Raw genomic sequence first — 22274 nt, 5'->3', positions numbered from 1 at the left:
CCGCGGACGGCTCCGGCGGGCGCCGGGCGGGACCGGGGCGGCGGGGGTGCGCGGGGCTGGGGGTGTGAGGGGGCGCGGCCTTGTGTTCAGCGGGAGTTGGGGCGAAATTCCCTCGGCGGGGCCGGGCCGGGCCGGGGTGTCCGCCGGGGCCGGGCCCCGGCGGACCGCGCCGTCAGACCGGCTCGTAGCTGACGGCCTGCGCCCCTTCGAGCAGCTGCTCGCGGTTCCTGATGCCCATCTTCCGGTAGACGCGCGTCAGGTGCTGCTCCACGGTGCTGACCGTGATGAACAGCCGGTCGGCGATCTCGCGGTTGGCGTAGCCCTGCGACGCGAGCATCGCGACGCGGCGCTCGGAGGCGCTGAGGCCGCCGAAGCCGTCGTGGGCCGTGCGGCGGGCGGCACGCGGCGCGGCGTGCCGCCGCGGGTCCGCGCTCTGCGCCGGGGGAGCGGGCGAGGGCAGCAGGGACTGGCACATGGCCTCCGCCTGGCAGCTCTTGGCGAGCCGCCACGCGCGCCGCGCGGTCGGCCGCGCCTTGGTCTTCTCGCCCAGCCGCTGGTAGGCGCGGCTCAGGTCCGCGAGCACGGCGGCGGCCTCGTACTGCGCGCCGCTGCTCTCCAGCAGGCGGAACGCGTCCCGCAGGATCGCCGGCTGCTTGGCCGTCGAGGTGACCCGGGCCAGGCCGTGCAGGGTCATCCCGCGCGCGCGGGTGAGCCCGGCGTCAGGCGTCGCGAGCTGCTGCTCCACCAGCCGGGCCGCCCGGTCCCGGTCGCCGAGCCGCAGCAGCGCCTCGGCCTCCCCGAGCCGCCAGGGCGCGAGGGCGGGGGTGTCGATGTTCCAGCGGCGCATCAGCGCGCCGCACCCGACGAAGTCGGAGAGCGCCAGGTAGGCGTTGCCGGTCGCGAGGTGGTGGTGCCCGCGCGCGTAGAGGTAGTGGAGCCCCGCGCGGGTGAGGAACAGGCCGGGCGGCGGCTCGGGGGCCAGGTACCCGGCCGCGGCCCTGTGGTCGCCCATCGCCGTGTGCGCCTCGACCAGTACGGCGAGGGCGAGGGCGCCCTGCGCGTTCCAGGCCGGTCCTGAGAACTGCTCGCGGGCCCGCTCCGCGCGCCGCACCGCGTCCGCGAGCCGGCCGCGCCGCAGCGCGATCAGGGCTCCGACGCAGGCGAGTTGGGCCCGCCAGGCGGGTGCGTCGCGGTCCGCGGCCTCGGTGGCGAGTGACGCGTACCACTCGGCTGCCGTCTCCAGGCGGTCCGCGTAGCACAGGGCGAGCAACGCCGTGGGCGCGGCGCGCAGACTGCCGCGGGAGCCGGTCGCGCTGCCCTTGAGCACCTGCTCGGCCAGGGCGACGGCGTACGCGTCGGCGCCCCGTTCGAGCACGAGGGCGAGGGCGTGCCGGGCCCGCAGCTCCGAGGTGGACGTGGCCGCCGCGGTGACGGGCGGCAGCGGGCGGGCGGGGCGGTGCAGCACCCCGGGGAACTCCGAGGCCATCAGCAGCCGCGTGCCCTGCAACGCCGACGCGAGCGTCTCGTCGGCCGGGGCGTCGCCCAGGTGGTCGATGACGTCGACGGCGTCGTCGAAACGCAGGTGGAACAGCAGGCCCTCGGCGGCGCGCAGCGCCTCGGCGCGCGGCAGGGCGCCCGTGACCGCAGGCTGCTTGAGGGCGAGGAAGTGGGGTGCGGAGTCGGCGGGTCTCAGCTGCCACTGGGCGGCGGCGTACTCCGCCTTCACCGCGAGGCGCTGCGCCTCGTCCGCGCAGCACTCGCGGGCCAGTTCGAGGCAGCGCACGCCGAGGGGCACGTCGCCGTCGGCCAGCGCCTGGCGGGCGCTGTCCCGCAGCACGGACGCCACCCAGTCCTCGCGCAGCGGACCGGCGTTCAGCAGGTGCGCGGCGACGGTGCGCGGCGGTGCGCCGCCGTCGTGCAGGAGGCGCGCGGCGCGGTGCCGCAGCGCGGTCAGCTCCTCGTGCGGCATGTCGCCGAGGATCGCCTGCCGCACGCCGGGGAGCCGGACGGCGGCGCCGTCCAGCATGCCGGCGCCGCCGTACGTCCTGAGGCAGCGTTCGACGAGTTCGGCGTCGATGCCGCTCAGCCGGCTGAGCAGTAGCGGGGTGGCCGCCTCGTCGAGCAGTGCGATGCAGCGCGCGAGGCGTACCGCGCGCGGGCCGAGCCGGTGCAGGTAGGCGAGCACGGCCTGATGGAAGACGTGGCCGGTCGGCAGTTCGCCCTCGGGGCACCGGGTGCCGGGCGCGGTCGGCCGGGGGGCCAGGCGCGAGGCGTGTTCCTCGATCAGCGCCTGGGCGAGCAGGGGGTTCCCGCCGCTGAGGGTGTGGATCTCGGTGACGAACGGGTCGCCCGGCGCGTCGGAGGGAAGGAACGACGCCTGCTGGTCGACGAGTCGGGCGATGTCCTCGCGGGTGAGCGGCCCGAGGTGGAGGCGCCGCACGCCGGTCAGGTACAGCAGGTCGCGCAGGAGGCGCGGGGGCCGTTCGTCGAGGGAGGCCCCGCAGGTGTACACCAGCGTCACGCTGTGCCTGCTCAGGCGCTGCGCGAGGTAGCCGAGGCAGGTGAGGGTCGCCGCGTCGGCGTGCTGGATGTCGTCCACCGTGATCAACAGGTGGCGTCCGGCGGCCAGTCGGGCGATGAGCCGGTACGTCTGCCGGGCCACCGCCAGGGGGTCGGCCGCGGCCTCGGGCGCCACGGGAGCGGCGGCCACGGCCTCGGGGGCGTGCCCGGGGGCGTCGTCCGGTTCCTCGAAGCCTCCGGCAGCCGAGGGGCCGCCCCGGCGTGCCGCCCGCGGTACCCCGTCGCCCGGTGCCCAGGCGCCGGGGAATCGCGCGTCGATCGCGTGCAGGAGTTGTGCGAGTGCGCCGAAGGGAACGTCACGCTCGTAGGGCGAGCCCACGATGCCGAGCACCGTGCTTCCGGCCTCGGCGGCCCGTTCCGCCACGGCGTTGAGCACGGTGGTCTTCCCCATCGCGGTCGAACCGCTGATCGCGGCGATGCCGCCGCTCCCCCGCGCGGACTGAGTCAGTACGTCGTCGATCTGTCCGAGTATTGCTGCTCGCTCCACCAACACTGCTGTGCTTACCCCTGTCGGTGTGGTCGTTGTGGGCCGACCCGATTTCCCATCGCGGCCGGTCCGGTCACCGGACTCGTCATTGCCGAAGTCCGCGGTAATTCCTGGTCGCTTTCCGGCGGCAGGCTATTCCGGGCCCCACAGGCGAACACCCCCTAGGGGCCCCTAGCCAGGTCTCGGCCAATGTCCCCCGTCGCGCTCGTCAAGTGCCGTGGTGCGCTCAGATGTTGCCCGGAAGTGGCCCTTCCGTTTCTTGTGGCATGTGCCGGAGGCATTTACCGAACCGGGCAGGACGCGGTCACATGAGGATGCGGAACGGGCTTCGCGCGGCCCGGTGTCCGTCTTCCCGGTAGCGTCCTGCCGAGTCCCTGGGAGCGGGTCACGGCCGAGTCCCTGGGAGCGGGGTCACGGCTCGATCGTCGCTCTGCGCGACCATCCGCCCGGGCATGGACCGCGCCGCACGGCATAAAGAATCCGGGCCCGCTGCGGCGAGCGGGCCCGGATCGGGAGAGTGTTCGATGCCGGACGTCCCGGCGCGTTCCGCACGGGCGGCGACGCTGCCGCGACCGTCATTCCAGGTCTGCGCGGAACACGTGGGAATGGGCGCTGCGCGGTGCCCGCTGATACGCGGTGCCGCGAGCCGGAGCCGGCGGGAAAACGCGGCGGGGGCGGCGGTGCCACCGGTGCGGGCGGCTGTTCACCGAAAAGCCCCCGCACGTCATCCGGCGGCCGACAGGATTTCAGGTCTCAGGTCCTCGCGTTTCTGTACGTTCAGCTTCCGGTACACGCGCGTCAGATGCTGTTCGACCGTGCTCACCGTGATGTACAGCTTCCGGCCGATCTCGCGGTTGCTGTGCCCGAACGCCGCCAGCGTGGCCACCTTGCGCTCGGCCTCGCTCAGGGACGGTTCGCCGCCGGCCCGTGCCGCCGCCGGCCCCCCGCGCGGCAGGACCCTGGGCACCGTCCGCGCCACCGGCCGGGCCTGCGCGGGCCGTTGGTGCCTGGCCACCGGTTCCCGCGACGCGGCCGTGCCGTCCGCCGCCTCGGGCTCGGGCCGCCCGTTCAGCAGGCCACCCTCGCCGCACGCCTTGGCGGCCTGCTCCGCACGGCGCGCCAGGAGCCGCGCCTGGCCCAGTTCGCCCTGGGCCCGGTACAGCTTGCTCATGTCGACGAGCGCCCGGTGCAGCTCCAGGTGGTCGCCGCCGCGCTCCAGCAGGTCGACGGCCTCGCCGAGCACGGCCATGCGCCGCTGCTGCGGCCCGGCCAGGGCGAGCAGCCGCAGCGTGATGCCGCGCAGCCGCTCGTCCTCGTGCGCGTCGAGCCGGCCGAGCTGCTCGGTCAGCAGCTCCCGGGCGCGCCGGTGCTGGCGCAGCGCGAGGTGCGCCTGGGCCAGGTCGCTGCGCCACGGCACCAGCGAGGGGAAGTCGAGCTCGCGCCGGCGCATGATGTCCGCGCACCGCTCGAAGTCCGCCTGCGCGGCGAACGGCCGCCCCATCGCGAGGTGGTGGTGCCCGCGGGCGTGCAGGTACCGCAGCCCGAAGACGGTGTCGAACATGGCGTCGGGGACCACGTGCCGCAGCAGCTCCTCCGCCTGCTCGTGCCGCCCCATCGCCGTGGCCGCCTCGATCGCCGTCGACAGCGGGCAGCCCACGAGCACGCCCCAGCTCTGCGTGTGCAGGAGTTCGAGCGCCTCGCGCGCCTTGGACTCGGCCGTGGCGAGGGCACCCCTGCGCAACGCCATGTCGGCGCCCACCGCGCTGAGCACGGCGCGCCACGTGACCGCGCCCTGCCGCACCGCCTCCTCCTGGAGCACGCGCCACCAGTGGAGCGCGCGCGACCGCTGCCCCGCGTGGTCGAGCAGCAGCAGGGCCGTGGCCCCGATCTCCGGGACCATGTCGATCAACTGGCCCTGGAGCACGTTCTCCGCGCCCCGGACCAGTTCGTCGCTCGGCTCGCCGGACCACAGCGTGTGGAGCCCGGCCAGACCGTACGCGCGCAGCCGGGCGGCCGACCGCTTGCGGCCCGCGGTCTGGTGCGTGACCTGGTCGGGGGGCGCTCCGTATATCCACTCGTAGGAGAGCCGCATCGCGGACAGCGCCCGGGACTCGCAGGTGCCGAGCGCCGCCGTCAGGGTCTCCATGTGCTCGGTGGCCGGCTTGGCGTTCCCCTGCCACAGCAGCTGCCTGACCACCGAGAGGCCGTCGAGCGCCGAGAGCCGCCCGTCGGTGAGCGCGTCGCGCAGGGACTGCGAGTACTTGGCCCCCGCCGAGGGGTTCACCCACCACGCGACCTGGGTCAGCGCCACCTGGAGGCGCAGCCGGTCGCTGTCGTCGTCGCACTGGCGCAGGGCCAGTTCGAGCGCGCTCGCCGCGAACTCCGGCTGGTCGCTCACCAGCGCCTGGCGCGCCGCGAGCCGCAGCGTCTGCTGCGCCCACGGGCCCAGCACGGTGCCGCCCCTGACGAGGTGGCGGGCGATGTCGATCTCCTCGGCGCCGAGTTCGTACAGCAGCTCGGCGACGTGGGCGTGCAGGTGCGCCATGCTGCGCGACAGCGCGGAGTGGACGGCCGAGGCCAACTCCCGGTGGCGCAGCCGCCCGGAGTCGAGCAGGCCGGCCCGGTCGAGGATGTCGAGCTGGCGTGCCGCCTCGTCCGCCGTCAGCGACAGCAGCCGCCCCACCAGCGCGGGGGTGGCGTGCTCCTCAAGGATCGCGAGCGCGCCCGCGACCTCGAACAGGTGCGGGTCGCCGCGTTGCAGGCAGTCCACGACCGCCTGTCTGTAGGCCGCCCCCGGCACCGGCGCGCCGCGCTCCCCGGCCGGCCGGCCGCCGGGGAAGCTGTCGGCCACGAGCCCGTCGAGCAGGAGCGGGTTCCCGCCCGTGAGGTCGTGGTAGGCCGGGGCCAGTTCGCCGGCCGCCGCCTCGTCCTGGACGCGCGGGGCGAGGGCGTCGGCGACGCGCGCGACGGACAGGGGGCCCAGGGTGATGTGGCGGTGCGGGGCGCGGGTGATCTCCGCGCGTAGCGGGGAGAGCAGGGGTTCTGGCTGCGCCCACCTGGTGAACACGAGCATGATGCGGGCCGAACGAATGCGGCGGCACAGGTAGAACAGAACGTGCAGCGACGCCTCGTCCGCGAAGTGCAGATCGTCGATGCAAATGACAAGGGGCTGGCGGCGCGAAAGCTCGTGGAAGACGAGCCACAGCGCGTGCATGACCTGGACTTCTGATGTGCGTGGAATCTGACGTGAGGTCTCGGAGAATTCGAGCGCCATCTCCTCGGTACCGAGAATTGCGTCGATTCTTTCCTTGATTTCATCCGGGATCTGTGCGCTGTGGAACAGTTGCCAGATGATTCCCATTTGAATGGGGGTTTCTGCCCGCGCCCCCGTGGCGCTCATTTCCAGTGCGTTAAACGTCGATAGCTTCTTGGTGAACTCGCCCAGCAGTGCGGTTTTGCCACTGGTTAAAGTTCCTTCGACGAGAACTACTTCCCCGTTTCCCCGTTGGCACTGAGCGAAGGAGTCAAGCATGAGCTCCATTGCCCGTTGGTCGCATACAGGCACAGAGTATTACCCCCAGTGGTCTCGGCCACGCACCGGAGTTGCCAGACGGCGATGTTCCCTTACTTATTTCGCCAATTCGTCTGGCGGCCAGGGTGGTCAAATAGCCATCTTCTTGACTTTTACAGATGCTACCAGGCTGGCGATGAGCTTGTGAAGGCTGCAAGTCTTCCGTGCGGGTAATGCCACTGGCATGGTGACCCGAGGATCTGCCGCCCATGTCGGGGATGGCGGCAGTCGTGCGGAATTGTGCTCACTCCCTCGGCGACTTCGGCGGGCCTTCCCGGCGGCCTCCCGCGGCACCGTCCAGGGACTTCGGCGGGCGCGGCGGGAACGGCGGCGCGGAGCCGGGCAGCGCCCCGCACATCAGTTCAAGGGGGCGGACGGGTGGCCCCACGTTAGGGGCGAGCAGGGGTTGGGGGGCTATGGGCGCCTACCTAGTGTTCGACTCAAGCGCGCGCCGCAGCGTCGGCGCCTTCTCTACCCGGAGTGGCTGTGGTGGGCAACCAGGAGAAGCTTCTCGACTACCTCAAGCGCGCGACCACGGATCTGCGTGCCGCCCGCAGGCGCGTCGCCGAGTTGGAGCAGCGCGACCGTGAGCCGATCGCGATCGTGGCGATGGCGTGCCGCTATCCGGGCGGGGTGACCTCGCCCGAGGGGCTGTGGCGGCTGGTGGACGAGGGGGTCGACGCGGTCTCGGAGTTCCCCGGCGACCGTGGCTGGGACGTGGAGTCGATCTACGACCCGGAGCCGGGCAAGCCCGGTAGGACCGCGTCCCGCGAGGGCGGTTTCCTGTACGACGCGGGCGACTTCGACGCCGGCCTCTTCGGGATCAGCCCGCGCGAGGCCGCCGAGAGCGACCCGCAGCAGCGGCTGCTGCTCGAAGTGTCCTGGGAGGCGCTTGAGCGGGCCGGGATCGACCCGTCCTCGCTCAAGGGCTCGCCGACGGGCGTGTTCGCCGGCGTCATGTACCACGACTACGTCAAGGGCAGCAGCGGCGGCAGCATCGTCTCGGGCCGCGTCGCCTACACGCTGGGCCTCGAAGGCCCCGCGGTGACCATGGACACGGCGTGCTCCTCCTCGCTCGTCGCGCTGCACACGGCGATGCGGGCGCTGCGTTCCGGGGACTGCTCGCTCGCGCTCGCGGGCGGCGTGACGGTGATGGCGACCCCCGACATGTTCGTGTACTTCAGCGAACAGCGCGGCCTCGCGCTCGACGGCCGCTGCAAGTCCTTCGGCGCGGCGGCCGACGGCGTCGGCTGCTCGGAGGGCGCCGGCGTCCTCGTGCTCGAACGCCTCTCCGACGCGCGGCGCAACGGGCACCCGGTGCTCGCGGTGGTGCGGGGCAGCGCGTTGAACCAGGACGGCGCGAGCAACGGCATGTCCTCCCCGAACGGCCCCTCGCAGCGCCGCGTGATCCGGCAGGCGCTGGCCGACGCGGGCCTGTCTCCGGCGGATGTGGACGCGGTGGAGGCGCACGGCACGGGCACGACGCTGGGCGACCCGATCGAGGCGCAGGCGCTGCTGGCCACCTACGGCCAGGACCGCGAGGAGCCGCTGTGGCTGGGCTCGGTGAAGTCCAACCTCGGCCACACGCAGGCGGCTTCCGGCGTGGCCGGGGTCATCAAGATGGTGGAGGCGATGCGGCACGGGCGGCTGCCGCGCACGCTGCATGTGGAGGAGCCGACGCCGCAGGTGGACTGGTCGGCGGGGAACGTGCGGCTGCTGAGCGAGGCGCGGGAGTGGCCGCGCGGGGACCGGCCGCGCCGCGCCGGCGTGTCCTCCTTCGGGATGAGCGGCACGAACGCGCACGTGATCGTCGAGGAGGCGCCGCGGGTCGAGGACGAGGCGGAGCCCGAGGAACGGCGCGAGCTGCCCGTCGCGCCGATCGTCGTCTCCGCCGCCGACCCCGAGGCCCTGGAGGAACAGGTGCTGCGGGTGGGCGCGTTGGTGGGGGTGCGTGGTGCGTTGGATGTGGGGTTCTCGGCGGTGGCGGGGCGTGCGGTGCTTGAGCATCGGGCGGTGCTGGTGGGTGGGGAGACGTATCGGGGGCTGGCGTCGTCCGGGGGCAAGGTGGGGTTCTTGTTCACGGGGCAGGGGAGTCAGCGGGTGGGGATGGGGCGGGAGTTGTATGAGGCGTTTCCGGTGTTCGCTGAGGCGTTTGATGAGGTGGTGGGGTTGTGTGAGGGGTTGGGGTGTGGGGTGCGGGGTGTGGTGTGGGGGGATGGGGAGCGGTTGGGGTGGACGGAGTTCACGCAGCCTGCGGTGTTCGCGGTGGAGGTGGCGTTGTTCCGGTTGGTGGAGTCGTGGGGGGTGCGGCCGGATTTGGTGGTGGGGCATTCGATCGGTGAGGTGGCGGCGGCTCATGTGGCGGGGGTGCTGGGGCTTGAGGATGCGGTGCGGTTGATTGTGGAGCGGGGGCGGTTGATGCAGGGGTTGCCTGCGGGTGGGGCGATGGTGGCGGTGGAGGCGTCGGAGGATGAGGTGGCGCCTTTCCTGGGGGATCGGGTGGGGTTGGGTGCGGTGAACGGCCCGTCCTCGGTGGTGGTGTCGGGGGATGAGGATGCGGTGGCGGAGGTGGTGGCCCGGTTCGAGGGGCGCAGGACGCGGCGGCTTGTGGTGTCGCACGCGTTCCATTCGCCGTTGATGGAGCCGATGCTGGCGGAGTTCCGGAAGGTCGCGGAGTCCGTGGCCTACCACGAGCCGCGCATCCGGATGGTGAAGGACGTGGGCTCGGCGGAGTACTGGGTGGGGCATGTGCGGGAGGCCGTGCGGTTCGCGGACGACGTGGCGGCGCTGCGGGATGCGGGGGTGACGCGCTACCTGGAGATCGGTCCTGACGCGGCGTTGACGTCGCTGGTCGGGCAGACCGCGCCCGACGCCCTCGCCACCGCCACCCTGCGCCGCGACCGCCCCGAGGTGGAGAGCGTGTTCGGCGGGGTGGCAAGGCTGTTCACCGACGGGGTGCCGGTCGACTGGTCCGCGGTGTTCGCGGGCCGCGGCGCGCGCCGCGTGGACCTGCCCACCTACCCGTTCCAGCACACCCGTTACTGGCTCACGGAACGGCCCGCCACCGCGGGCGCGGACGCCGTCGAGCACCCGCTGCTGGCCTCCATGGTCGAACTGCCCGAGGACGGCGCGGCCGTGTTCACCGGCCGGCTCTCGCCCGACGCCCAGCCCTGGCTCTCCGACCACGACGCCTTCGGCGCGGTCGTGGTCCCCGGGCAGGTGCTGCTCGAACTCGCCCTGTTCGCCGCCGAGTGCACGGGCCGCTCCCGCGTCGGCGAACTCGACGTGCACGAGCCGCTGGTCCTCGCCGGCGCCGAGGACGCCGTGACGCTGCGCGTCGTGGTCGACGGGTCGGGGGACCTCGGCATCCACGCGCGCCGGGAGGAAGGGGCCGCGTGGACGAGGCACGCCACGGGCCTCCTCGCCGCCGGGGAGGCCGCGGCGGCCGGGCCCGCGTGGCGCCGCGACGAGGAGCCGTACGCGGCGTTCCTCGACGCCGCGACGAAGGCCGCGGGCCTGCCCGCCGACGGAGGACCGGCCCTCGCCCACACGTGGCGCGGTGCCGAGGCGCGCGCGGACCGGGACGGACTCCCGGTGCTGACGGTCGAGTCGGCGGAGACGCGCCCGCTCTCTCCCGAGGAGGTCAGGGCCCGCACCGGCGGGCGCGAGTCGCTGTTCCACGTCGACTGGGTCGCCGCCCCCGCCGCCGCGGCCACCGCGCCGGGCGAGCACGTGGTGTGGATGTGCCCGCCACCGGCGGACGCGGGCCCCGAGGCGTCCAGGGCGCTGCTGCGCGAGGCGTTCTCCGTGATCCAGGCGTGGCCGGCCGACGAACGCGCCGCGACCGCGCGGCTGGTCGTCGTCACGCGCGGCGCGGCCGAGGGGCACGACCTCGGGCACGCGGCCGTGTGGGGCCTGGTGCGTGCCGCCGAGGCCGAGCACCCGGGCCGCTTCCAGCTGATCGACCTCGACCCCGCGGCCGATGCCGAGGTGCCCGACGGGGCGCTGCGCCTCGCGGAACCCGAACTCGCGGTGCGCGGCGGGGAGATCCGCGTGCCGCGCCTGGCCCGGGTGCCGGCCGACGCCGCGCCGGACGCCGCCCCGGTGTGGGACGGGGACGGCGCGGTCCTGATCACCGGCGGGCTGAGCGGACTCGGCGCCCTGACCGCCAGGCACCTGGCCTCGGCACACGGCGTGCGCCACCTGCTGCTGACCGGCCGCAGGGGCGCGCAGACGCCGGGCGCGGCCGAACTGGTCGCGGACCTCGCCGCGTCGGGCGCCGAGGCCGAGGTCGTGGCCTGCGACGTGGCCGACCGGGACGCCGTCGCCGCGCTGGTGGCCGGCCGTTCCCTGCGGGCCGTGGTGCACTCGGCCGGCGTCGTGGACGACGCGCTGCTCGCCGAGCTGACGCCGGAGCGGCTCGACGCGGTCCTGCGCCCCAAGGTCGACGCCGCCTGGCACCTGCACGAACTCACGCGCGAGCACGACCTGTCGGCGTTCGTCGTCTACTCGTCGGCCGCCGGCACGCTGCCCGGCGCGGGCCAGGCGAACTACGCCGCCGCCAACGCCTGGCTCGACGCGCTCGCCCGGCACCGCGCCGCCCGCGGGCTGCCGGGCCTCTCCCTCGGCTGGGGCCCCTGGACCAGCGTCGGCGGCATGGCCGACCGGATGGACGAGGGCGAACTGCTGCGCCTGCGCCGCACCGGCATGCCGCCGCTGTCGCCCGAGGAGGGCCTGGCCCTGCTGGACGCCGCGACCCTGCCGGGCCGCCCCGCGCTGACGCTCCCCGTCCGGTTCGACCTGGCGGTGATGCGCGAGCAGGCCGGGGCGGGGACGCTCCCCGCGCTGTTCGGCGGCCTGGTGCGCGGCGCGGCGCGGCGCGCGTCCTCCGGCCGGGCCGCGCTGGAGGGGCGGCTCGCCGGGCTGACCGACGCGGAACGCGAGGAGGCGCTGGTCGAACTCGTCCGCGGCCACGTCGCCCGGATTCTCGGCCACGGCGGGGTCGAGGCCGTGCCGCCGGGGCGCGCGGTCAACGAACTGGGCCTGACCTCGCTCGGCGCCGTCGAACTGCGCAACGTGCTCAACGCCGAGACCGGGCTGACGCTGCCCGCGACCCTCGTCTTCGACCACCCGACGGCCCTGGCCATCGCCCAGCTCCTGCACGCGGGACTGCGGCCGGAAGCGGCCGACCCGGCCGCCGCGCTGCTGGCCGAACTGGGCCGGATCGAGGAGGCGTTGGCCGCGCTCGCGCCGGCCGACGACGAGGCGCACGCCAGGGTCACGGCCCGGCTCGAAGCGGTGTCGCGGCGCGCCCGCGACGCCCGCGACGGGCGGGCGGACGAGGCGGCGGCCGACGGCCTGGTGGCGGCTTCCGACGACGAGTTGTTTGACGTTCTGGACAAGGAATTGGGACTGCCCTGACGGTTCCCGCCTGCTGATCGTGGACTTTCACGGATGGGTTGATGTCGATGTCGAAGGACTCGAACGACGACCGGCTTCGCGAGTATCTCCGCCGAGCCACCGCCGAGTTGCAGCAGACCCGGCGTCGCCTGCGCGAGGTGGAGGACCGGGCCCTTGAGCCGGTCGCGATCGTGGGGATGGCGTGCCGGTTCCCCGGCGGCGTCGCCTCGCCCGAGGACCTGTGGGACATGGTCGCGGGCGGGCTCGACGCGGTCGGTGAGTTCCCCGCCGACCGGGGCTGGAACCTGGACACCCTCTACGACCCGGACGGCGCCGGTGAGAACACCAGCTACGTCAAGGAGGGCAGCTTCCTCGACGGCGCGGGCGACTTCGACCCGGAGTTCTTCGGCATCAGCCCCAACGAGGCGATGGCGATGGACCCGCAGCAGCGGCTGCTGCTCGAAACCTCGTGGGAGGCGGTGGAACGGGCCGGCATCGACCCGTTGACGCTGAAGGGCAGTTCGACCGGCGTGTACGCCGGCCTCGTGTACCACGACTACCCGAACACCAGCGTGACGGGCGCGCTGGTCTCGGGCCGCGTCGCCTACACGCTCGGCCTCGAAGGCCCGGCGGTCACCGTCGACACCGCGTGCTCGTCCTCGCTGGTCGCCCTGGACCTGGCGATCAAGGCGCTGCGCTCGGGGGAGTGCGCCCTCGCCCTGGCCGGCGGGGTGACGGTGATGTCGACCCCGGTCACGTTCGTGGAGTTCAGCAAGCAGCGCGGGCTCTCCGCCGACGGGCGGTGCCGGGCGTTCGCCGCCGGGGCCGACGGCACGGGCTGGGGCGAGGGCGTCGGCATGCTCGCGCTCGAACGCCTCTCCGACGCGCGCAGGAACGGCCACCGGGTGCTCGCCGTCATCCGCGGCTCCGCCGTCAACCAGGACGGCGCCTCCAACGGCTTCACCGCGCCGAGCGGCCCCTCGCAGCGCCGGGTGATCCGGCAGGCGCTGGCCAACGCGGGCCTGTCGGCGGCTGACGTGGACGCGGTCGAGGCGCACGGCACGGCGACGACGCTCGGCGACCCGATCGAGGCGCAGGCGCTCATCGCCACCTACGGCCAGGAGCGCACGGCGGACCGGCCGCTGTGGCTGGGCTCGATCAAGTCGAACATCGGCCACACGCAGGCGGCGGCCGGCGTGGCCGGCGTGATCAAGATGGTGCAGGCGCTGCGCAACGGGCGGCTGCCGCGCACCCTGCACGTGGACGAGCCGACCCCGCAGGTGGACTGGTCGGCGGGCACGGTGCGGCTGCTGACCGAGGACCGCGACTGGCCGGCGGGCGAGGAACCGCGCCGCGCCGCCGTCTCGTCCTTCGGCGCGAGCGGCACGAACGCGCACGTCGTCATCGAGGAGGCGCCGGCCGAGGTGCCGGCCGAGGAATCCGCGGAAGGAGAGGCCGCGCCCCCGGCGCCCGCCGCCGTTCCCTGGGTGGTCTCGGGGCGCTCCGAGGCCGCGGTGCGGGAGTACGCGGGGCGGCTGCGCGGCGCGCTGGCCGGGGCGCGCCCCGCGGACGTGGGCTGGTCGCTGGCGACGCGCCGGGCCGCGTTCGAGCACAGGGCCGTGGTGGTGGGCACGGACGCCGAGGAGTTCGAGCAGGGCCTGGCCGCCCTCGCGCAGGGCCAGGGCGCGGTGGTGCCGGCCAGGCCGGGGGCGGGCGCGGTGCTCGTGTTCCCGGGCCAGGGCGCGCAGTGGGTCGGGATGGCCCAGGAACTGGCCGCCGCGTCACCGGTGTTCACGCAACGGCTGGCCGCCTGCGAGGCGGCGCTCGCGCCGTTCGTCGACTGGTCGCTCGGTGACGCGCTGGGCGACGAGGAGCTGCTGGCGCGCGTGGACGTGGTGCAGCCGGTGCTGTGGGCGGTGATGGTCTCGCTCGCCGGCCTGTGGCAGCACTACGGCGTGGAGCCGGTGGCGGTGGTGGGCCACTCGCAGGGCGAGATCGCCGCCGCGAGCGTGGCCGGGGCCCTGTCGCTCGACGACGCGGCCCGCGTGGTGGCGCTGCGCAGCAAGGCGCTGCTCGCGCTGTCGGGGCTCGGCGGCATGGTGTCGGTGGCCCTGCCGCGCGAGGAGGTCGAGGCCAGGCTGCCGCGCTGGGAGGGGCGGCTGGCGGTCGCGGTCGTCAACGGCGCGGCGGCGACCGTCGTCTCGGGCGAGGTCGCGGCGCTCGACGAGCTGATCGCCGCGTGCGAGGCGGAGGGCGTGCGGGCCCGGCGGATTCCGGTGGACTACGCCTCGCACGGCCCGCAGGTGGAGGCCATCGAGGACGAACTCCTCGACGTGCTGGCCCCGATCCGGCCGCGCGAGGCGCGCATCCCGTTCTGGTCCACCGTGACCGGCGGGCTGCTCGACACCACGGGGCTCGACGCCGGCTACTGGTACCGGAACCTGCGGCAGACCGTGGAGTTCGACCAGGTCATCCGCCGGCTGGCGGAGCGCGGCCCGGTGGTGTTCGTCGAGGCCAGTGCCCACCCGGTGCTGGTGCCCAGCATCGAGGGGCCGGCGGTCGGCACGCTGCGCCGCAACGACGGCGGGCACGCCCGTTTCCTCGGCGCGCTCGCCCAGGCCCACGCGCACGGCGTGGACATCGACTGGGAGCGGGTGTTCGAGGGCCTCGCGGCGGAGCCGGCCGAGCTGCCGACGTACCCGTTCCAGCACCGCAGGTTCTGGCTGACCGACACGGCGGCCAACGCCGACGCGGCCTCGATGGGCCTGGCCTCGGGGCGGCACCCGCTGCTCGGCGCCGTGGTCATGGTCGCGGGCTCTGACGAGGTGGTGCTCACCGGCAGGCTCTCCACCGCGGCCCTGCCGTGGCTGGCCGACCACGTCGTCGGCGGCTCCGTGCTGTTCCCCGGCACCGGGTTCGTGGAACTCGTGGTGCGCGCGGGCGACGAGGTGGGCTGCGGCCGGATCGAGGAGCTGACGATCGAGGCGCCGCTGGTCCTCGGGGAACGCGGCGGGGCGGCCGTCCAGGTCGTCGTCGCGGCGGCCGACGACGCGGGGCGCCGCGCGGTGACGGTGTACTCGCGCGACCAGGACGCGTTCGACCTGCCCTGGCAGCGGCACGCCACCGGCCTGCTCACGCCGGGCACGCCCGCGGGCGGCACGGAACTGGCCGCGTGGCCGCCGCCGGGCGCCGAGCCGATGGACACCGAAGTGGACGCGCTGTACGGGGCGTTGGCCGAGGCGGGCATCGCCTACGGCCCCGCGTTCCGCGGGCTGGGCGCGGCCTGGCGCGCGGGCGAGGAGATCTACGCCGAGGTCACGCTGCCCGACCTGGCGGACCCTGAGGCGTTCGGCCTGCACCCGGCGGTCCTGGACGCGGGCCTGCACGCCATCGCGCTGTCCGAGGCGGGCGCGGGCGACACGGCGATGCTGCCGTTCACGTGGTCGGGCGTCGAACTGCACGCCTCGGGCGCGGGCGCGGTGCGGGTGCGGGTCACGCCCCGCCAGGGCGGGGTGGCCTCCGTGGCCATCGCGGACGCGACCGGGCGGCCCGTCGCGACGATCGAGTCGCTGGTGCTGCGGCCCCTGACGGCCGTCGCGACCGCGCCGCGCGCCGAGTCGCTGTTCCGGATCGCCTGGACGCCGCTGCCCAACGGCGGCGGCGGGGCCGCGCCGGCCGGCGCCGAGGTGTTCCGCGTCCCCGAGGGGGGCGAGGTGCGGGCGGCGGTGAACGCGACGCTCGACGCGCTCCAGGCCGCGGGGTCCCGCCTGGTGGTGGTCACCAGGGGAGCGGTCTCCGTGCACGGCGAGGACATCACCGACCTGGCCGCCGCGGCCGTGTGGGGCCTGGTGCGCAGCGCGCAGACCGAGGACCCCGACCGGTTCTTCCTGGTCGACCTGACCGGTGCCCCCGGCGCGCAGGAGCAGGACGCCCTCGCGCGGGCGCTTGCGACCGGCGAACCCAGGGTCGCGGTGCGCGAGGGCGTCGCCCACGCGCCCCGGCTGGCCCGGGTGGCGGCGGACGCGACCGGCGAAACCGGTGAGGCGGCGGGCGCGGCCCCGGCGTTCGGTGACACGGTGCTGATCACCGGTGGCGCCGGCGTGCTCGGCGGCCTGGTGGCCAGGCACCTGGTCACCGAGTACGGCGTGCGCCGCCTGGTGCTGACCGGCCGCAGGGGCGCGGACACGCCGGGCGCGGCCGAACTGGTCGCAGAGCTGGCCGCGTTGGGCGCCGAGGCCGAGGTCGTCGCGTGCGACGTCGCGGACCGCGACGCGGTGGCGGACCTGCTCGCGGGCCGCGCCCTGACGGGCGTGATCCACGCGGCGGGCGTGCTGGACGACGGCGTGGTCTCCTCGCTGACGCCCGAGCGCGTGGACCGGGTCCTGCGCCCCAAGGCGGACGCCGCGCTGCACCTGCACGAGCTGACCCGGGACATGGACCTGGGCGCGTTCGTGCTGTTCTCCTCGGCGGCCGGCGTGGTCGGCTCGCCCGGGCAGGGCAACTACGCGGCGGCCAACGCGTTCCTCGACGCGCTCGCGGAGCACCGCCGCGCCCAGGGCCTGCCCGCCCAGTCGCTGGCCTGGGGCGTGTGGCAGACCAGCACCGGCATGGCGGGCAACCTGACCGGCACCGACCGCAACCGCATGGCGCGCGGCGGCATCCTCCCGCTGTCGCACGCCGAGGGCCTCGCGCTGTTCGACGCGGCGGCGCGCCTCGCCGAGCCCGCCACCCTCGTGCCCGTCAAGCTCGACCTCGCGGCCGTCCGCGCCGGCGGCTCGGTGCCCGAGCTGCTGCGCGGGCTGGTGCCCGCGGTCACGCGCGGCGCCGCCAGGTCGCGCGCCGACGCGCAGGGGCTGGGCGAACGGCTCGCCGGCCTGTCGCAGGAGCGGCGGCTCGACACCGTGCTGACCCTGGTCCGCGCCCAGGCCGCGGCGACCCTCGGCTACGCGGGCCCCGAGGCCGTCGACCCGGAGCGCGCGTTCCGCGACCTCGGCGTGGACTCGCTGGCCGCGATGGAACTGCGCAACGGGCTCGGCCAGGCCACGGGCCTGCGGCTGCCGGTGACGCTGGTGTTCGACTACCCGACGCCCGCCGTGCTCGCGCGCCACCTGCTCGACGAGGTGTCCGGCACCGTGCGCGGCGCCGCCGTCGCGGCGGCCGTCACGGCGGCGGGCGACGACCCGATCGCGATCGTCGGCATGGCGTGCCGCTACCCGGGCGGGGTCACCTCGCCCGAGGAGCTGTGGCGGCTGGTCGCGGACGGCGTGGACGCCGTCGGCGGCTTCCCCACCAACCGCGGCTGGGACCTGGAGCGCGTCTACGACCCCACGGGCGACCGGCCGCGCACCAGCTACGTCGACCGGGGCGCGTTCCTGTACGACGCGGCCGGGTTCGACCCCGGCTTCTTCGGGATCGCGCCGAACGAGGCGCTGGTGATGGACCCGCAGCAGCGGCTGCTGCTCGAAGCGTCCTGGGAGGCGCTGGAACGGGCCGGGATCGACCCGACGACGCTCAAGGGCTCCGCGACCGGCGTGTTCGCCGGGATGATGTACCACGACTACGCGCACAACAGCAGCACGGGCGCCATCGCCTCGGGCCGCGTCGCCTACACCCTCGGCCTCGAAGGCCCGGCGGTCACCGTGGACACCGCGTGCTCCTCCTCGCTGGTCGCCCTGCACCTGGCCGCCCAGGCGCTGCGCTCCGGCGAGTGCACGCTCGCGCTCGCGGGCGGCGTGACGGTGATGGCCGCGCCGGACAACTTCATCGAGTTCAGCGAGCAGCGCGGCCTGTCCCGCGACGGCCGCTGCCGCTCCTTCGCCGCATCGGCCGACGGCGCGGGCTGGGGCGAGGGCGTCGGCGTGCTGCTGGTGGAGCGGCTTTCCGACGCGCGGCGCAACGGGCACCAGGTGCTCGCCCTCGTGCGCGGCACCGCGACCAACCAGGACGGCGCGAGCAACGGCCTGACCGCCCCCAACGGCCCCTCGCAGCAGCGCGTGATCCGGCAGGCGCTGGCCAACGCCGGCCTGTCTCCGGCGGATGTGGACGCGGTCGAGGCGCACGGCACGGGCACCACGCTGGGCGACCCGATCGAGGCGCAGGCGCTCATCGCCACCTACGGCCAGGAGCGCACGGCGGAGCGGCCGTTGTGGCTCGGTTCGATCAAGTCGAACATCGGCCACACGCAGGCGGCGGCCGGCGTCGCGGGCGTCATCAAGATGGTGCAGGCCATGCGCGAGGACACGCTGCCTCCCACGCTGCACGTGGACGAGCCGACGCCGCAGGTGGACTGGTCGGCGGGCGAGGTGCGGCTGCTGACCGGGGCGCGGGAGTGGCCGCGCGGGGACCGGCCGCGCCGCGCGGGCGTGTCCTCCTTCGGCATCAGCGGCACGAACGCGCACGTCATCGTCGAGGAGGCGCCGCCGGCCGAGGAGGCGCCCGCCGAGGAGCGGCGGGAGCTGCCGGCCGTTCCGCTCGTGGCCTCGGCGCGCACGCGCACCGCGCTCGCGGCGCAACTGGAACGCCTCGCGGCCGTCGAGGGGGACGCGCTCGACGTGGCCTGGTCGGCCGCCACGGGCCGGGCCGCCCTCGAACACCGCGCGGTGCGCGTCGGGTCGGAGACCGTCACGGGCTCGGTCACCGAGGGCGCGCTGGCCTTCCTGTTCACCGGGCAGGGCAGCCAGCGGCTCGGGATGGGCCGCGAACTGTACGAGCAGTTCCCGGCGTTCGCGGCGGCGTTCGACGCGGTGGCCGACAGCCTCGACCGGCAGGGCGGCCTCGATGTGCGCGCGGCCATGTGGGACGACGCCGACGCGCTCGCCCGCACCGAGTACACGCAGCCCGCGATCTTCGCCCTTGAGGTCGCCCTGTTCCGGCTGCTCGAATCCTGGGGCGTCACACCGGACTTCCTGGCCGGCCACTCCATCGGGGAGGTGGCGGCGGCCCACGTGGCCGGCGTGTTCGACCTGGCGGACGCGGCGCGGCTGATCGCGGCGCGCGGCCGGCTGATGCAGGAACTGCCCGCCGGCGGCGCCATGGTGGCGATCGAGGCCACCGAGGACGAGGTGGCCCCGTTCCTCGGGGACCTGGTGGGGATCGCGGCGGTCAACACGCCCACCTCGCTCGTGGTCTCGGGGGCAGAGGAGGCCGTGGCGGCCGTCGCCGAGCGGTTCGCGGACCGCAGGACCAGCCGCCTCAAGGTGTCCCACGCGTTCCACTCGCCGCTGATGGACCCGATGCTCGACGCCTTCCGCGAGGTCGCGGAGAGCGTCACCTACCGGGAGCCGGTGCTGCGGCTGACCAAGGACGTCGGCTCGGCCGACTACTGGGTGCGGCACGTGCGCGAGGCCGTGCGCTTCGCGGACGAGGTCGAGCGGCTGCGCGGCGAGGGCGTCACGCGGTTCCTCGAAGTCGGCCCCGACGGCGTGCTCGCCGCCATGGTCAGGCAGACCTTCGACGGCGCCGTGGCGGCCACGCTGCGCCGCGACCAGCCCGAGACGCAGAGCCTGCTGACCGGCGTGGGCCTGCTGTTCACCGCGGGCGTCCGCGTCGACTGGGCGGCCGTGCTCGGCGGGCGCGGCGCCCGGCGCGTCGACCTGCCGACCTACCCGTTCGAGCGGCAGGCGTTCTGGCTGGCGACCGGGCGCGGGAGCGAGGCGTCCGACCACCCGCTGCTCGACGCCGCCGTCGCGGTCGCCGGCTCGGGCCAGGCCGTGCTGACCGGCCGCCTCTCGCTCGGCACGCAGCCCTGGCTGGCCGAGCACGCCGTCGCGGGAACGGTGCTGCTGCCCGGCGCCGCCTTCGTCGAACTCGCCGTGCGCGCGGGCGACGAGGTGGGCTGCGGCCGGATCGAGGAGCTGACGATCGAGGCGCCCCTGGTGCTGGACGAACGCGGCGCCACCGCCGTGCAGGTCGTGGTCGGCGCGGACGACGAGGCGGGCCGCAGGACCGTCGAGGTGTACGCGCGCGGCGAGGAGGAACCGCACCTGCCGTGGACCCGCCACGCCGCGGGCACCCTGGCCCCCGCCACCGGCGGGGACGCGGCCGACGAGGCGCAGTGGCCGCCCGCGGGCGCGCTGCCCGTGGAGATCGCGGGGCTCTACGAGGGCCTGGCCGAGGCGGGCATCTCCTACGGGCCCGCGTTCCAGGGCCTCAAGTCGGCCTGGCGGCGCGGCGACGAGGTGTTCGCCGAGGCGGTGCTGCCAGGCGCGGCCGACCGGTTCGGGCTGCACCCGGCCCTGCTGGACGCGGCCCTGCACACGATCCCGCTGCTGTTCGACGACGACCGCGTCGTCCTGCCGTTCTCGTGGTCGGGCGTGGAACTGCACGCCGCGGGCGCCACCGCGCTGCGGGTGCGGGTGGCGAGGACGGGCGAGGACCAGGTCACCCTGAGCGCCGTGGACGGCATGGGCAGCCGCGTGCTGTCCGTCGGCGCCCTGACGCTGCGCCCGATGGCGGCGCCCGCGCCCGCGCGCGCCGACGCCCTGTGGCGCGTGGCGTGGGAGCGGGTCGACGCGACCGGCCGCCCCGCGGACGACGTGCGGGTGTGGCGGGCCGGGGGCGGGGACGCGCGCGCCGCGCTGCACGCGGCGCTCGACGCGCTGCGGACGGAGACCGGCACCCTCGCGGTCCTCACCCGGGGCGCGGTCCGGGTCGCGGACGAGGACGTGACCGACCTGGCCGGCGCGGCCGTGTGGGGCCTGGTGCGCAGCGCGCAGTCGGAGGACCCGGGCCGCTTCGTCTTGATCGACGTGGCGGACGACTCCGGTGCCGGTACTGACGACGAGCGGGAGCACGCCGAGGCCGTCGCCCTGGCCCTGGCCACCGGGGAACCGCAGGTCGCCATCCGGAACGGGCAGGCGTACGCGCCGCGGCTGCGGCCGGCCGCGGGCACGGAGCCGGGCCCCGCCCCGGCGTTCGGCGACACGGTGCTGATCACGGGCGCCTCGGGCGCGCTCGGCGGCCTCGTCGCCCGCCACCTGGTGACCGCGCACGGCGTGCGGCGGCTGCTGCTTACCAGCCGCAGGGGCCCCAAGGCGCCGGGCACGGACGAACTCGTCGCCGCTCTCGTCGACCTGGGCGCCGAGGTCGAGGTGGCCGCGTGCGACGTCGCGGACCGCGACGCGCTGGCGGACCTGCTCGCGGGCCGCGCGCTCACCGGCGTCGTGCACGCGGCGGGCGTGCTCGACGACGGCGTGGTCTCCGCGCTGACGCCGGAACGCCTCGACGCCGTGCTCGCGCCGAAGGCGCTCGCGGCGCTGCACCTGCACGAGCTGACCAGGGAGATGGACCTGGGCGCGTTCGTGCTGTTCTCCTCGGCCGCCGGGGTGATCGGCACCCCGGGGCAGGGCAACTACGCGGCGGCCAACGCGTTCCTCGACGGCCTCGCGGCACACCGCCGCGCCCAGGGCCTGCCCGCCCAGTCGCTGGCCTGGGGCCTGTGGGCGACCGACGCGGGCATGGCGGGCGACCTGGCGGAGCGCGACCGGCAGCGCATCGACCGCACCGGGCTCGTCGGCCTCACCCCGGACGAGGGGCTTGAACTCATGGACGCGGCAGGCGCGCTGGCCGCGCCCGCGCTGGTGCCGATGCGCCTTGACACCAGGGCGCTCACGGCGGACGAGGTGCCGCCGCTGCTGCGCGGCCTGGTGCGCGGCGGCGGCCGGCGTGCCGCCGCGGCCGGCCGGGGCGGCGGGGCCGGCGCGCTGCGGCAGCGGCTCGCCGGGCTCACGCCGGGCGAGCGGGAGGACGAACTGCTGCACCTCGTGCGCTCCCACGCGGCGGCCGTGCTCGGCCACGCGGGACCCGAGGCGATCGAACCGGAACGGGCGTTCGGCGACCTCGGGTTCGACTCGCTCGGCGCGGTCGAGTTCCGCAACACGCTGAACGCCGCCACCGGCCTGCGGCTGCCGCCCACCCTGATCTTCGACCAGCCCAACGCCCGGGTGCTCGCCGGCCATCTCGCAGAGGAGCTGGCGCCGGGACTCGACGGCGGCGCGGACGCCGACGAGGAGACGGTCCGCCGCCTGCTCGGGTCGATCCCGCTCTCCCGGCTGCACGACGCGGGGCTCATGGACACCCTGCTCGAACTCGCGGGCGCCGCGCCCGCGTCGGCCCCGTCCGCGACCGGCCCCGAGGAGGGCTCGATCGACGAGATGGACACCGAAGCCCTGATCAGCATGGCGTTGCAGGACGCCGACCTCGACGACGCGACGCGGGAAGCCTGAGGACACGATGGCC

At 75.2% G+C, this 22274-nt stretch carries 3 protein-coding genes and 1 pseudogene; 2 read left to right on the top strand and 2 right to left on the bottom strand.

The window, feature by feature from the left end; translation table 11 throughout:
* Nucleotides 1-172: 172 nt before the first annotated feature.
* Nucleotides 173-3067 carry a helix-turn-helix transcriptional regulator gene (locus LC193_RS08230; protein ID WP_226072954.1) on the bottom strand — a complete coding sequence of 965 codons (2895 nt, stop codon included), beginning with the start codon at nt 3065-3067 and terminating at the stop codon, nt 173-175.
* Nucleotides 3068-3791: 724 nt separating this feature from the next.
* Nucleotides 3792-6599, bottom strand: coding sequence for a helix-turn-helix transcriptional regulator (locus LC193_RS08225; RefSeq protein ID WP_226072953.1), 2808 nt, complete (start codon nt 6597-6599; stop codon nt 3792-3794).
* 558 nt (nt 6600-7157) lie between these two features.
* Between LC193_RS08225 and LC193_RS08220 the strand changes: the two are divergent.
* Together LC193_RS08220 and LC193_RS08215 are read left to right on the top strand one after the other, a co-directional pair.
* Nucleotides 7158-12059 (top strand): annotated as a pseudogene (locus tag LC193_RS08220) (SDR family NAD(P)-dependent oxidoreductase); the annotation flags it as partial.
* 38 nt (nt 12060-12097) lie between these two features.
* Nucleotides 12098-22261, top strand: coding sequence for an SDR family NAD(P)-dependent oxidoreductase (locus LC193_RS08215; protein WP_450263920.1), 10164 nt, complete (start codon nt 12098-12100; stop codon nt 22259-22261).
* Nucleotides 22262-22274 lie beyond the last annotated feature (13 nt).

The organism is Streptomyces marincola, from assembly GCF_020410765.1.
Taxonomy (GTDB): domain Bacteria; phylum Actinomycetota; class Actinomycetes; order Streptomycetales; family Streptomycetaceae; genus Streptomyces; species Streptomyces marincola.
Note: the sequence above shows the minus strand (reverse complement) of the source record. Positions and strands in the feature narration are given on the sequence as shown.

What these genes read in the sequence shown, in the direction of transcription:
- LC193_RS08225 (WP_226072953.1), bottom strand. Translation starts at nt 6,599, where the DNA reads ATGCTTGACTCCTTCGCTCAGTGCCAACGGGGAAACGGGGAAGTAGTT.